The sequence below is a fragment of the Bradyrhizobium commune genome, assembly GCF_015624505.1.
GTDB lineage: Bacteria > Pseudomonadota > Alphaproteobacteria > Rhizobiales > Xanthobacteraceae > Bradyrhizobium > Bradyrhizobium commune.
Map to the genome: position 1 here is coordinate 1,440,212 of NZ_CP061379.1, position 14,965 is coordinate 1,455,176.

Consider the following 14,965-nt stretch of genomic DNA (forward strand, 5'->3'; position numbering starts at 1 on the left):
CCCGGGCGCTTGGCGGAAGGGGCGATGCGACCAATCCCGAACGGCGATGTGCAGCCTGCTTCGAGAATGCGCTTCTTCATGTGAGCCGGGATGGCGGCCACCGCTTTGCCGATGACAATATCACGTCGCCGCCAGGATCGACCTTGGTCGAAATGGCAAAGGCTTCGTGGTGGTCGCCGCGCTTGCGGTAACCATTGCCGGCATCGACCAACAGACGGCTGAACGGCTCGTCGAGGGTGCTCATGCGATCTGCCCGTACTCGAATGCGATCCGCGGCAATGTCGATGTCATCATCGCGGTCTCGGTCCGGTGAGTCCAGCCGACCGATTCCACGCCCCAGAAAGAAAGCCATGAGAATAGCGGAGATCCGAAATGAAGAACCGTAACGCACAAAAGACTGCGAAAGGGATCTTGGTCGCCGCGACCGTCTGGTCGTTGTGTGACTTTGGCGCCGCTTTCGCACAGGTTGGCATGGGCACCGCGCCGCTGGGCATGACATCGCCGCTAGGAATCGGTGCCGCGGCGCCGGTCGGCGTGACCGGCGTTCCACTCGGGGCCACCGAGCTTGCGACGCCGGGCGTCAGTCCGATGTCGTCAAGTTCCTCCGCCCCAACCTCGATGACAACGACGACGCCCTCGGCGTGCTCCAGCACCATGGGGACGATGCAGACAACAACTACCGGCACGGGAAATTCGCCAAGCGGAGCCCCCGGTTCGCTCCCGGGAGAATCTTCGGCAACGGGGGCGATATCCGGAACCTCGGCACCGACCCCGCTGTTCGACGGCACCGGGATCGCCGGAACCGCGTCGGGTACCTGCGGGACCGCCGCGACCCCATCGTCCAGTCCAACCACATCGGCTTCGTCTCCAACCATCGGCTCGCGTAGCACCGTCGGGCGCGTCGGAATTCCGATGGGATCCACCGAGCTCGGAACGGGCGGCCTCAGTCCATTGCCGGATCCTACGCAGAACCAGTCGACCGTCGTGCCGACCGGGGCGAGCGCGGTGCCATGTCCGACGGGAACGTCGACGATGCCGGGATCATCGATGTCTTCTGGCTGCTGACACCACGTTCATAGGAGCGACATCCATGCGTTTGAGGACCTCCGTTGCTGCCATCGTTGTCATCGTGATCGGAGGCGCCGCGTTTGCCGTTACGCAAAAGGCGTCACCGCGACCGCAGCAAGCGCCGGCGCCTTCGATGCCGGTCGTCGCCGGAACCGTCAGCACCCAGGACGTGCCGGTCTATCTGCGCGGTATCGGCACCGTCATCGCCTACAACACCGATATCGTGCGCAGCCAGATTCAGGGACAGCTGACGCAAATCGCATTCACCGAAGGCAAGGCGGTTCGCGCCGGCGATCTGCTGGCCCAGATCGATCCGCATCCCTTCCAGGCGCAGCTCGACCAAGTGACGGCGACACGCGATCGCGATCAGGCACAGCTGACAAACGCGCTCGCCAACCTCGGTCGCTACACGCAACTGGAGGGCAAAGGATACGCGACGCCGCAACTCCTCGACACCCAGAAGGCACAGGTGGCGCAGCTGCAAAACGCCGTCAAATCCGATGACGCACTGATCGAACAGGCGCAGGTCCAGCTTGGATATACCCGATTGACGTCACCGATCACGGGCATCACCGGCGTGCGGCAGGTCGACGTAGGCAACATCATCCACCCGAGCGATGCCAATGGTCTGGTTGTCGTGACCCAGATCGAACCGATCTCGCTGATCTTTACGCTTCCCGAAACGGATCTGCCGCAAATCCAACAACAGATGGCCGCGAGCCAGACTCCGCTAAAGGTTCTTGCCTACAGCCAGGACGACAAGATCCAGCTTGATATCGGCAAGGTCGATCTCATCAATAACGAGATTCTGCAGACCACCGGCGCGGTCCAGCTCAAGGCCGAATTTCCAAACACCGCGCATCGGCTGTGGCCGGGGGAACTGGTCAATGCGCGGCTGCTACTGGATACGCGACATAATGGATTGACGGTTCCGGCCGGAGCCGTTCAGCAGGGCCAGCAGGGCTTCTATGCCTACGTAATCAAACCCGACAACACTGTCGAAGCGCGAACGATTGCGGTTGGGCAAACCAGCAACGGTCAGGCGCTGATCGATAGCGGACTTGCCGCGAACGAACAGGTTGTCGTCGACGGGCAATACAAGCTGCAACCCGGAAGCCATGTCACCATCCTGCATGGCAAGGCAGCAGCCGAGGCCGCCGCCCAGAGTGCCCAGCAGATTGCCATCCCATGAACATTTCCGCGCCATTCATCACGCGGCCGATCGCGACCTCAATGCTGATGGTCGGCTTGTTGCTGCTCGGCCTTGCAGCCTACCCGCTGCTGCCGGTCGCGGCGTTACCGAACGTGAATTATCCGACCCTGTCGGTTACAGCCCAACTGCCGGGCGCCGATCCCCAGACCATTGCGTCGTCGGTCGCAACGCCGCTCGAGGAGCAGTTTGGCCAAATTCCTGGCCTTATCCAGATGACCTCCTCGAGCGCGCTTGGGACCACTGCGATCACGTTGCAGTTCGACCTCAACCGCGACATAGAGGGAGCTGCAACGGATGCGTTGGCCGCGATCAATGCCGCCAGCGGGCAGTTGCCACCCGCCATGATCTTTCCGCCAACCATCCGCAAGGTCAATCCGGCAGACGCACCAGTTCTTCTGCTCGCCCTGACGTCCAATACGCTGCCGATGACCACGGTCGACGCCTATGCCGAGAACATCCTGCTGCAGAAAATCTCCCAGATTTCCGGGGTGGGTCTCGTCGGCATCGGCGGCCAGCAAAAGCCGGCGATACGGATACAGGTCAATCCACAGGCGCTCGCGTCGCGCGGGATCGGCCTTGAAGACGTGCGCAATGTGGTTAGCCAGGCCAATGTCGATCTGCCGAAGGGCACCCTCAACAGCCCGCGCAAGACCTACACGCTCAACACCAACGATCAGCTGGCAACTCCGGATGCCTATAACTCCCTGATCGTCGCCTATCGCAATGGCTCGGCGGTGCGGGTGAGCGACATCGGCAAAGCAATCAGCGCGCCCGAAAACGATCTCCTCGCCGGGTGGTCCAACCACCAGCGAGCCGTCATTCTCGCCATTCAGCGTCAGCCGGGCGCCAACGTTATCGCGACCGTCGATCGCGTCAAAGCGATGCTGCCTCAACTGCAGGCATCGATTCCCTCCGACATCAAGGTTTCGATCTTGTCGGATCGTACCCAGACCATCCGCGCTTCGGTCAGCGACGTGCAATTCACACTGGTGTTGACGGTCGCGCTGGTGGTCATGGTGATCTTTGTGTTCCTGCGCAATTTCTGGGCGACGATCATTCCAGCCGTGACCGTTCCCCTCTCGTTGATCGGCACATTCGCAGTGCTCTACGAATTCGGCTATAGCCTCGACAATTTGTCGCTGATGGCGTTGACGATTGCTGTCGGTTTCGTGGTGGACGACGCGGTCGTGGTCATCGAGAACATCGTCCGCCATCTCGAGGACGGTCTCTCGCCCATGCAGGCGGCGCTCACCGGCGCAAGTGAGATCGGCTTCACCATTGTGTCGATCACGCTGTCATTGATCGCCGTGTTCATCCCGTTGTTCCTCATGGGCGGCTATGTCGGACTGCTGTTTCGGGAATTCGCGATCACTGTCAGCGTAGCGCTGGTACTGTCGCTCGTGATTTCACTGACACTCACGCCGATGATGTGCTCGCGCCTGCTCAAACCCGAGAGCCGTGAGCACGGTCTCCTCTATGGGATACTCGAACGCGGATTCGACGGCCTGCTCGCACTTTACGAGCGCGGACTTAAGATCGTGATGCGTCACCAGTTCATCACGTTGATGACCCTGCTGGCCACGATTGCCCTGACGGGATACCTTTACGTCGTCATTCCGAAGGGCTTCTTCCCGCAACAGGACACTGGATTTATCTTCGGCATTACCGAGGCTTCCCAGGATATCTCCTTCCCGGCGATGTCCGAGCGTCAGCAGGCGGTGGTCGATACGGTGCTTCGGGATCCTGCGGTCGCCTCGGTCGGCTCGTATATCGGGCCTGGCGGCCCGACGGCTACGTTGAACAACGGCCGAGTATTCATCACGCTGAAGCCGAAAGGCGAGCGTACCGTCAGTGCCGACGACGTCATCAATCGGCTGCGGTCAAAGCTCGCCCACATTCAGGGGATTGCGCTTTATATGCAGGCGGCCCAGGACATCACCATTGGCGGACGGCTTTCGAGAACGCAATATCAATATACGCTTGTCGACGCCGACCCTGGCGAACTCAATTACTGGTCATCGATCTTCCTCGACAAGCTGAAGAGCATCCCCGGCATTGCCGATGTCGCCAGCGACCAGCAGAACGCAGGCCCTCTGCTCGATATTACCATCAATCGCGACGTTGCTTCGAGCCACGGAATCCTGCCCGCGACCGTCGACAATACGCTCTCTGACGCGTTCGGTCAGCGCATCGTCTCGACCATACTCACCCAGCAGAACCAGTATCACGTAGTGCTTGAAGTCTCGCCGGAGTTTCAGTTCGGGCCTGGCGCCTTAAGCGATATCTACGTTACCTCGTCCAGCGGGCAGCAGGTGCCCCTGAACACACTGGTCAAGGCTGTCGAGAAAGTCGCGCCCATCGTGGTCAACCACCAGGGCCAGTTCCCGTCGACCACGATTTCCTTCAACCTGCTGCCCGGAGCATCGATCGGCAATGCGGTGGCTGCGATCCAGCAGGCGGAACGGCAACTGGGTAAGCCGCTCTCCCTGAGCACCAGCTTCCAGGGCAACGCCCAGGCATTCCAGTCATCGCTGTCAAGTACGCCGGTGCTGATCGCCGCGGCGCTCATCGTCATCTACATCATTCTAAGCGTGCTGTACGAGAGCGTCGTTCATCCCATCACGATCCTTTCGACGCTGCCGTCCGCCGGCATCGGTGCGCTGCTGATCCTGATGGCATTTCGCATCGACCTGAGTGTGATCGCCTTGATCGGAATCATCCTGCTCATCGGCATCGTCAAGAAAAACGCGATCATGCTGATCGATTTCGCACTCGAGGCCGAACGCCATCAGCATCTCTCGCCGGAAGACGCCATCTACAAAGCCTGCGTGCTGCGCTTCCGCCCGATTCTCATGACCACGATGGCGGCACTGCTGGGCGCGGTACCCCTGATGATCGGGACCGGCGTCGGCGCGGAACTTCGTCAGCCGCTCGGATACACCATCGTGGGCGGCCTGCTCGTGTCGCAGCTGCTGACCCTGTACACGACGCCGGTGGTCTATCTCTACCTCGATCGTCTTCGAATCTGGGTTTCGACGCTCAGGAGCGGGCGGGCTCAAAGCGAAAACACCGCGCTTCCTGCTGAGTGATGCGCCCACTTCCAATAGCGCTCGCTCCGCTATTCTATTCGAAGCAAACTGTCTAAACCGCAATTTAATGGAATTTCCGGTGCGCCATTCCAAATTGTAACCCTGTATGACGCAGGTCCCTATCAGTGCGCGACAATTCCAAAGGAGAAGACATGAGCCCGAAGCGAATCCTTTGCCTTGCGATTGCAGCTTCCACCGCCCTTGCTTCAACCGCAGCGCTCGCTGCGATAGAGACGCCGGAGCGCGTGCGCGGGACCATAGTATCGGCCACCGCGGACTCGGTGACCGTCGATACCCATGCGGACAAACCGGTCACCGTTGCCCTGACGGGCGACACCTCATACTTGAAAGTGGAGAAATCGAACCTCAACAAGGTTGAGAAAGGCAGCTACATCGGCACTGCAACCAAGGATGTCAGCGGCACGCAGATCGCGCTGGAGGTCGTGATCTTCCCGCCCTCGATGCGCGGCGCGGGTGATGGCCACTACACCTGGGATAAGATCCGCGATACGACGCTCTCTGGGGGTGCGCAGACCAGCAGCAGCATGACGAACGGCAATGTCTCTGCCGTCTCGACCTCGGCGGCGACGGTGAACAGTACGATGACAAATGGCGACGTCGCCGCGTCGCAGCCGCAGGGTGGCCTCACGCATCTTGTCGTCACTTACAAAGGTGGCCAGCAGGACGTCCTGGTGCCTCCGACCGCTCCGATCGTGACCTTCCGGCCCGGCACGAAGGCGCTGGTGGCCAAAGGGAACGATGTTTTCGTCAAGGCGACGCAGACCGGCTCGGGTCTCGTGGCGAACACGGTCGCGGTCGGCGTCGACGGCGTGAAGCCACCGATGTGACGCTACTCCCGCGCCGCGCGAGGCTTTCCACCGCGAGAAGGAACATCCGCTATGGGAGAACGTGAAATGGGCCGCCGCCTGGCACATGCGGCCGCGATCCGCATCATGCACTGGATCGGCGTCTATGCCATGGGCTGCATGATCTTCAGCGGCTGGGAAATCTACAACGCCTCGCCCAGCCTTCCCTTCCTATTCCCGGCCTGGACCGGCCTCGGCGGCTGGCTGGGCGGCGCGCTGGCCTGGCACCTGAGCGCGATGTGGCTGCTGTTCGCAGACCGCGCTCCGCTTTCGCCTGAAGCACCACATCATTGCCGTCATCCTGCAGGTCATGACCGGGCTCTCCATCTGGAAGCCGGTGCAGTTGGGCTGGCTGGCTGGGTTGTTCGGCGGCTATCCGATCGCCCCGCGGCATTCACCTCGCCGTCATGTTCGGCATCGTCGCCTTCGTTCTCGTTCACGTCGCGCTGGTGATGATGGTCCACCCGCGCACACTGAAGTCGATGATCGTCGCCGTGCCCGCAGAGATCGAGGAAAGCCAATGAGCGACCAGCGTAACAAGCCGGCCGTCAGCATGGCCGAGATCAGGCCGGAGTTGGAAAGGCTGCTCTCGCAGACATGCTGCGCGCCCCCTTCCCGGCTGTCCCAAGCTACGGTGCCGACGAGTTCTACTCGATCGAAGACGTCCGAGGCTGGATAGGACTCGACTAGACAAGAAAACCCGGCATCCACTGCGCCATTGCCGGACTTGGACTCAAGTCGGCCCGCGCTCGGGGCGGTACCGTGACCGCGGCTCTTTTGGCTGGCCGCGCGGCCGCAACCGCTGCGATCCGTCATGATGGCCTCGCCTTATCTTGAGCGAGAGCGTGAATGAGATCACCGGATTGTGGTCGAGAGAGACTGCTGTTTGGGGCAAAACGGCGCTCAATTTCAATCACTAAATCCGTTGTAATTTGCCATTGGGCTTGCCAGCGACCACATCTGCCGCAGGGGTGCTCCGGTGTCGGTAAAGCATCGGTCGAGCCCGCCAAGAAAAATATCCAGGAAACCTGAAAGGGTGGCGAGCGGAGCGATCCGCAACGGTCCACGTGTGGCTTTGAGGCCGGCACTTCTTGATTTGGCGCGCCATTTTCGCGCAGTGCCTCTGCTCCAGGGCGAAACGAGAAAGGCCTCTCGCAGGCCGCGTTACGGCCAACCCGGAGGAGCGGGAAAGAATGGGTATTGTTCGCTTCGCTTTGCGGTTTCCGCATACTTTCTATGTCGCCGCGGCGTTGATCCTCTTTCTCGGTGCCGTCACCGTGTTCAGGATGCCAACGGACATATTTCCGGAAATCAACATTCCCGTTGTCACCGTGATCTGGAGCTACACCGGGCTGAGCACGCCCGAGATGGAGCAGCGCGTCACCACCTACAGCCAGTATTCGATCAGCTCGAACGTCAACGGCATCAAGAATATCGAAGCCCAGACCATGGCTGGTCTGTCGGTGCAGAAGATCTACTTCCAGCCCGACGTGAATCTCGACCTTGCGATCTCGCAGATTGTTTCCGCAACCAACGCGATCCGTGCGCTGATGCCGCCAGGCATTCAGCCACCAGTCGTGGTGCAGTTCAATGCTTCCAGCGTGCCGGTGCTGCAGATCAGCCTGAGCTCAGACACGCTGAGCGAGCAGCAGCTCTATGACTACGGCATCTACCGGATCCGCCAGCAGCTGGCGCCGATCCCGGGCATCACGCTGCCGACGCCATCAGGTGGAAAATACCGCCAGATCATGGTCGATATCGATCCGACGAAGCTTGTGGCCAAAGGGCTGACGCCGCTCGACGTGGTGAATGCCGTCAACGCCCAGAACCTGACGCTGCCGGCCGGCACCGCCAAGTTCGGCGACAAGCAGTATGTAGTCCGGACCAACGCGACCCCGGCCTCCATCGACGATCTCAACAATATCCCGATTAAGGTGGTGAATGGCGCTACGATCTTCGTGAAGGACGTCGGCCAGGTTCACGACGGCTGGCTGGTGCAGCAGAATGTCGTGCGCCAGAACGGCCGGCGCTCGGTCCTGCTCAGCATCGTCAAGAACGGCAATGCCTCGACCGTCAGCGTCGTGAACGCCGTGCACAAGGCGCTCGAGACGGCGCGTGCCGCAGCACCGGCAGGCATGCAGATCAACGAGCTGTTCGACCAGTCGGTGTTTGTCAAGCAATCGGTGGAGGGTGTGCTGCGCGAGGGTGCGATCGCCGCCGGGCTGACCGCGCTGATGATCCTGCTGTTCCTGGGGTCGTGGCGGTCGACCCTGGTGGTCATGATCTCGATCCCACTCTCGATTCTGACTTCGCTGGTCGTGCTGTCCTTCCTCGGCGAGACGCTGAATACGATGACGCTTGGCGGCTTGGCGCTTGCCGTCGGCATCCTCGTCGATGATTCAACCGTCACGATTGAGAACACCCACCGCCTGCTCGTCGAGGAAGGCCAGCCGCTGCCGCAGGCGACCTTGCACGGCGCGGCCGGCATCGCCGTGCCGACGCTGGTCTCGACCTTGGCGATCAGTTGCGTGTTCACGTCCGTCGTATTCCTGGACGGGCCGGCGAAATATCTGTTCACGCCGCTTGGGCTCGCCGTGGTCTTTGCGATGCTGGCCTCTTACGGCCTGTCGCGGACACTGACGCCGATCGTCATCGGATTGCTGCTCAAGAGCGAACATCATGGGCCACCCGGCGCGGCGTCGCGCGGCCTGTTCGGGCGCCTTCATGCGGCCTTCGAACGCAATTTCGAGGCGATGCGCCACGCCTATTCGCGCTCGCTCGTCGGGTTGGTCCAGCATCGCTTCATCATTCCGGCCGGAATGATCGGCGTGCTCGCGCTAGGCGTCGTGCTGTTTCCGCTGGTCGGCCGCGATTTCTTCCCCGCGATCGACGGCGGGCAGATCCAGCTTCACGTGCGTGCGCCGGCGGGAAGCCGGATCGAGACCACGGAGCGGATTTTCCAGGAGGTCGAGAACGAGATCCGCCAGGTCATCCCGGACAGTGAGCGCGAGCTGATCGTCGACAATATCGGCCTGCCGGCACGCTCCTACAACCTTGCTTTCACCGACGGCTCGACCATCGGCGTCAATGACGGCGTGATCCTGGTTTCGCTGAAAGAAGGGCACCGGCCGACGGCCGAGTATGTTGGGAAGCTGCGCAAGGTACTGTCTGCCGCATTCCCGGAAGACACTTTCTACTTCCAGGCGGCAGACATCGTCACCCAGATCCTCAATTTCGGATTGCCGGCGCAGATCGATGTGCGCACCGTTGGCTATGACCGGGCCAACAACCTTCGCGTGGCGCATGAGCTGCGCCAGAGGATAGCAGCAATCCCCGGCATCGCTGACGCGCATCTGCAGCAGGAGGTCGACGCCCCGGCCTTCTATGCCGATATCGACCGCACGCGTGCCGCACAGCTCGGGTTGAACGCGAGTACGATCGCGACCAACGTCAATGTCAGCCTGAGCTCGTCGGCGCAAGTCACGCCGAACTTCTGGACTGACCCGAAATCGGGCATTCCTTATTATTTCGCCGTGCAGACGCCCGAGAGCAAGATCGGTTCGCTGAACGATCTCGCGAACACGCCGGTTTCCACGGGGCTGACGTCGTTCCAGACGGACACGCCGATTCCGGGCCTGCTCAGCAATGTTGCCACCTTCAAGCGTACCAGCATTCCGACCAACGCCAACCAAGCCAACATCCAGCCGGTCTACGAGATCTATGCCAGTGCCCAGGGCCGCGATCTCGGCAGCGTCGCGAGCCAGATCAGCAAAATTGTCGCCGATCTGCAGAAGGAGCTTAAGCCCGGCAACACCATCCAGGTGATCGGCCAGATCGAGAGCATGAACAGTGCCTTCATCAACCTCGGGATCGGCCTCCTGTTCGCCGCCGTGTTCGTCTACCTCCTGATGGTCGTGAACTACCAGAATTTCGGCGATCCCTTCGTCGTCATCCTGGCGTTGCCGGCGACGCTGTGCGGCATCCTGACCATGCTGTTCATTACCGCAACCACCCTCAACGTACCCTCGCTGATGGGAGCAATCATGGCCGTGGGTGTGGCTTCCGCGAACTCAATCCTGCTGGTGACGTTCGCGCGCGAGCAGCAACTCGCCGGAAAGACCGCGTTAGAGGCGGCGATCGAAGCGGGGCACACCAGAATCCGTCCGGTGCTGATGACGGCGGCCGCCATGATCGTCGGCATGATCCCAATGGCGATCGGAGCCGCCGGCGAAGAGCAGAACGCCGCGCTGGCCCGCGCGGTGATCGGCGGGCTCCTGTTCGCCACGCCGACAACGCTTCTAGTCGTGCCTTACCTGTTTGCGGTGCTGCGCAAGGGCAACGACGGCAAGAAACATCATGGGGTTTTTGACGAGGTACTGGAATGAACTTCAACGGACCGTTTGATAGCGAGCAAGTCAGCGAGACCGATCGGGACGCGGAGAGGGAGGCGTCACCGGCCAAGAAGCGTCGGGGAGCGAGCATCGCAGGCCTTGGCCTGGTGCTTGTGACCACGGCGGCCCTCGCCTCGGGCGCCTGGAGTCATTACGCACAACAACGGCAGATCGATGCGAACGCGAGGCAGGAGCAGGACTTCATCCCGCAGGTCCGCGTTGCCGCGGTCCAGCCGAGCGACGACATCGACCTGGTGACCCTGCCTGCAACGACCTCGGCATTCGCCAGCGCCAACATCTTCGCGCGCGCCAGCGGCTATATCGCCGAGCGTGAGGTCGACATCGGAGACCATGTCAAGCAGGGCCAGCTGCTCGCCGAAATCGTCGCGCCGGAGCTCGATCACCAGATTGCGCAGGCCGAGGCGACCTTGGCTCAGCTCAGATGGGCCCTGACCCAGGCGGAGGCCAACCGTGAGCTGGCCAAGGTGACGTGGGACCGGGACCGCCCGCTGGTCGACAAGGGCTGGGTCACGGCGCAGCAGGGCACCATCGATGAGCAGACGCTCAAGGCGCAGGAAGCGGCAGTCTCAGTGGCGCAGTCCAATGTCACAGCGGAGCAGGCGCAACTGCAAGTGCTGCAACAGCAGAAAGCCTATCAACGCGTCGTCGCGCCTTTCGAGGGCGTCATCACCCAGCGCAATATCGATGTCGGCAGCCTGGTGCAGGCCGACGCGACCTCCAGCACGTTTATGTTTACCCTGCAGCAAGGCAATGTGATCCGCACCCAGCTGTTCGTGCCGCAGGATGCGGCATTTGGACTGAAGCCCGGCATCGACGCCGTGGTGCACGTGCCTGAAATCCCGGACCGCGCCTTTCCGGGGAACGTGACGCGGATCGCCGACGCGCTGCAGCCAGGCACCCGGACGCTGTTAACCGAGGTCGATATCCCGAACCCCGACAGAACGCTGTCGTCGGGCATCTACTGCACCGTCGAGCTCCATATCCCGCGCAAAACGCCGAGCTTCAGGATTTCCGCTGATGCCGTCATCTTCAACCAGGGCGGCCTGCAAGTCGCCGTGGTCGAGAGTGGCGTGGTACATCTGCGCAAGATCGGCATTGTCCGCGACCTCGGCCGCGAGGTCGAGGTGAACAGCGGCGTCAAGCGCGGCGACCAGGTGATCCTCAATCCCAGCGTCGATCTGGCCGAAGGCGCGCGGGTTCGAACAAGCCTACAGATAGCGACATCCTGACGCGCGAGTCGGTTTCGATAGAGAAGTCGGGACGCTTCCGTGCCTGTGCCAGATCGCGCGTTGCAGGGCGAGACCCGCGATTTCTGGGAGACGCATCGCAACGCGAGTTGAGCAGGAGAGGACATTGAACCGTTCGCCGCAACAACAAACCGTCCACGTCGGTGGAGCTTCGGGATGGCGCGCGCAAACTGACTGAGGGGCTCCGGCGCGACTGAGCTTGTCGCGCAAGGAGCCTCTGTCGCGCTCTCCGGCGACGGCGATACAGTGGTCGACAGGGCGGAAGGAGACTGGCTCTCTAAACTCACAATGCGCTGGCACCTCAGGAAGCGGGTTCCCATATTTTCGTTTTTCGATAGTTGGCCTCCCAGCGGGAAAAAACTGCTTCCTTCCATGTTCTGAATTAATCCAATCGAGGCCCCGCCGGCGTGACCAGGAGGCGTGTCAGCGCGGTCTTGAACATGATGGCCCGGACGCTGGCCTCATCCTTCGGCCCGGGCGTTCTGGCGCGGCCGCCGGCAATGTGCTCATTCCTGAGCGCGCTCATGCCCAGCTGAACCGGAAATTGGGGCGGCAGAGAGGATCAAAACGGGGAGGCACTGAAGTTGAATGGCTGCACCGCATCGTAGGGAGCTTTGGTTATCGGCACGGCGTAGCTTGCCGTGAGAGCGCCGAACGGCGACGCCCAGGTCAAGCCCACGCCGACCGATGACCGCAGGATATTGCGATTGGCGACGTTGACCGACTGACTGCCGAAAGTCGTGGGGCCGGTATAGCGAAAGACGCTGCCGGCATCGACAAAGGCCGAACCTTTCAGCCCGTACTCATCCGGCACGCCGGGAATCCCGCTCTGCAGTTCGGCCGTGGTTGCCCAGTACATGCTGCCGCCGACATTGTCCATCGTGCTGCCGCCTGTCAGATCGCGCGGACCGAAGCCGTTGGGCGCGAAGCCGCGCACCATGGTCGGCCCGCCAAAGAAGCTGTTGAGCAGCGGCGCCTGCTGGCCGCCCCAGCCGGTAATGTAGCCGCCTTGGGCGCGAACCATGCCGACGAGATCGCCACCCAGCGAATGATAGTAGCGAACGTCCTCCGTGGTGCGCAGGAATCGGACATCGCCGCCGAGGCCGGCAAGGTCCTGCCGGAGCTGTGCGTTGAGTCCGTTCGTCGGGCTCCTGCTGTTGTCGAGGGTGTTGTAGGTCGTCGTGCTGCCGATGGCCGACACCCAGGCGGATCCGGTGGCTGCCGCTTGCTGGATCGGCAGCGACACCGTCGCACCCGACAAGGTCGGGGAAAGCGTGACGTCCTGGTTGTTGATCGAATAGCGCCATTGCACGCTGGTCTCTTCCGTCATCGGCGTCGTCAGCGTGAAATTCGCGCCATAAGTGTTGGCGCCATAGGACTGATAGCTGTTCGCCAAACTCTGCTTGCCGAACAGCTCGGCGCCGGCTGTCGCGTTGCTGCCGAGCACATGGGGTTCGGACACCGAAAGATCGAAGCCGTGCGAATATTGGCCGTAGCTCAAAGTTCCCCGCACGGCCGCGCCGCTGCCATAGAAATTGCGATCGCCGAGTTTGACTTCGCCGAGCCACCCGTCGGTCGACGAAAGGCCACCGGAGACAGAGAAATCGCCGGTCGATTGCTCTGCGGTCTCGACATCGAGCACCACGCGGTCGCTTATGGAGCCCGGCGTGGTCGTGATCTTGACGCTCTTGAAGTAGTTCAGGTTCTTCAACCGCCGTTCGGCGCGATCGACCAGCGCCTGGTTGTAGGCATCGCCCTCCGCGATATCGAACTCGCGGCGGATCACATAGTCGCGCGTGCGCGTGTTGCCGTGGATCTCGATCCGCTCGACATAAGTTCGCGGTCCCTCATCGATCACGAAGGCCACGTCGATCCGGCGGGCCTCTGCATTGCGGCTGGTGCGCGGCAACGCGCGGGCAAAGTCAAAACCGAGCCTTGCCATTTCGATCGCCAGCGTCTCGGCGCTCCGATCGAGAGCGCCTTCATTGAAAGTGGTGTCCGTATGCACAGCCAGGGCGGCGCGCAATCGCGCGGGATCAAGCCCGGGAACATGAGACACGAGATTAATGCTGCCGAAGCGATATGGCTCGCCCTCGTCGATCGCAAACGTCAGCACGAAGCCCGAGATCGCCGGATCGTATTCCGCGCGCGGGCCGGCGACGTCAACATCGGCATAGCCGCGATTGCGATAGTAGCGCCGCAGCTGCGTGCGATCATTCGCGACCCGGTCGGGGTCATAGACGTCCGAATGGGTGAGGAAGCTCAGTACATTGGTCGCAGACGTGGTGATCACGGCGGCGAGCTGGCGGCTGCTGAACGCGTGATTGCCGGTGAAATTGATCTGCCGGACAGTCGTCTTGCGGCCTTCGGAGATGGTGAAGACGAGGTCGGCACTGTCGTTGCTGCGGTCGATGATCTCCGGCACCACGCCGACATCGGCGCGGCCGATATGCCGATAGGCCTCCATGATGCGGCCGACATCGCCCTGCACTGCGGCGCGTTGAAGCGATTCGTGCGGCTTCGACTGGATGGCGGCGGCGAGATCCTGGTCCTTGATCTTCTTGTTGCCCTCGAAAACCACGCGGGCAAGCAGTTTGGCCTCCGTCAGGCGCACGAGCAAATCGTCCCCGTTGTGCTCGATCTTGACCTGGTCGAACAGTCCCGTTGCGATGAGCGCTTTCAGCGCAGCATCGAGCGCAACCGCATCGTATCGCCCGTCGGGCGTAGAATGGAAATAGGAGCGTACCGTCTCCGCATCGATGCGCCGGTTGCCTTCCACGGTGATCGTGGTCGGCGATGCCGCATGGGCGCCGGTCGCGGCGATCAGCGCGATCGTGGCGGCAAGCATTCGGGCTATTTTCACCCCGCAGCTTCGTCGCCGACGTCCCGTGTTCGTCCTCTTCGTCACGTCCCACCTGGCCTTTGCCTTTCGCCACCAGATCGAATTGCAAACGCAGGGCAAAAGAATGTCGGAGGCGAGGTGAGTTGCTGGCCGGACGGTCAATGCAGCCATAATTTGGACGCGCCGCCGAACCCGCTCGTCCAGAAAACGTCGTATAGCCGCTCCAAA

General features: G+C 61.8%; 8 protein-coding genes and 1 pseudogene. 6 read left to right on the plus strand and 3 right to left on the minus strand.

The annotated features are described in order from the left end of the window. Positions 1-76: 76 nt before the first annotated feature. A complete protein-coding gene (locus tag IC761_RS36140) occupies positions 77-244 on the minus strand; it encodes a hypothetical protein (RefSeq protein ID WP_368367098.1) in 168 nt (55 codons plus the stop codon). Positions 245-290: 46 nt separating this feature from the next. Continuing rightward, positions 291-875, minus strand: coding sequence for a hypothetical protein (locus IC761_RS06905; RefSeq protein WP_195802517.1), 585 nt, complete (start codon positions 873-875; stop codon positions 291-293). 215 nt (positions 876-1,090) lie between these two features. On the opposite strand from IC761_RS06905, the gene IC761_RS06910 reads away from it, so the two are divergent. The 6 genes and pseudogenes from IC761_RS06910 (at position 1,091) to IC761_RS06935 (ending at position 11,877) form a co-directional block, all read left to right on the plus strand. Further along, positions 1,091-2,260, plus strand: coding sequence for an efflux RND transporter periplasmic adaptor subunit (locus tag IC761_RS06910; protein WP_195802518.1), 1,170 nt, complete (start codon positions 1,091-1,093; stop codon positions 2,258-2,260). Then, positions 2,257-5,370 carry a multidrug efflux RND transporter permease subunit gene (locus IC761_RS06915; RefSeq protein ID WP_195802519.1) on the plus strand — a complete coding sequence of 1,038 codons (3,114 nt, stop codon included), beginning with the start codon at positions 2,257-2,259 and terminating at the stop codon, positions 5,368-5,370. Before IC761_RS06910 ends, IC761_RS06915 begins: the two co-directional genes overlap by 4 nt. Before the next feature lie 152 nt (positions 5,371-5,522). Beyond that, a complete protein-coding gene (locus IC761_RS06920) occupies positions 5,523-6,218 on the plus strand; it encodes a hypothetical protein (protein WP_195802520.1) in 696 nt (231 codons plus the stop codon). 51 nt (positions 6,219-6,269) lie between these two features. Further along, positions 6,270-6,760, plus strand: a pseudogene (locus IC761_RS06925) (hypothetical protein). A gap of 669 nt (positions 6,761-7,429) precedes the next feature. After that, positions 7,430-10,621 (plus strand): efflux RND transporter permease subunit, encoded by a 3,192-nt coding sequence (locus IC761_RS06930; protein WP_195802521.1) that lies wholly within the window; start codon positions 7,430-7,432, stop codon positions 10,619-10,621. Next, a complete protein-coding gene (locus tag IC761_RS06935) occupies positions 10,618-11,877 on the plus strand; it encodes an efflux RND transporter periplasmic adaptor subunit (RefSeq protein WP_195802522.1) in 1,260 nt (419 codons plus the stop codon). Before IC761_RS06930 ends, IC761_RS06935 begins: the two co-directional genes overlap by 4 nt. Positions 11,878-12,457: 580 nt before the next feature. On the opposite strand, the gene bamA is transcribed toward IC761_RS06935, so the two are convergent. Beyond that, entirely contained in the window at positions 12,458-14,743 is a 2,286-nt protein-coding gene (gene bamA / locus IC761_RS06940; protein ID WP_195802523.1) for an outer membrane protein assembly factor BamA, read from the minus strand. Positions 14,744-14,965: the final 222 nt, after the last annotated feature.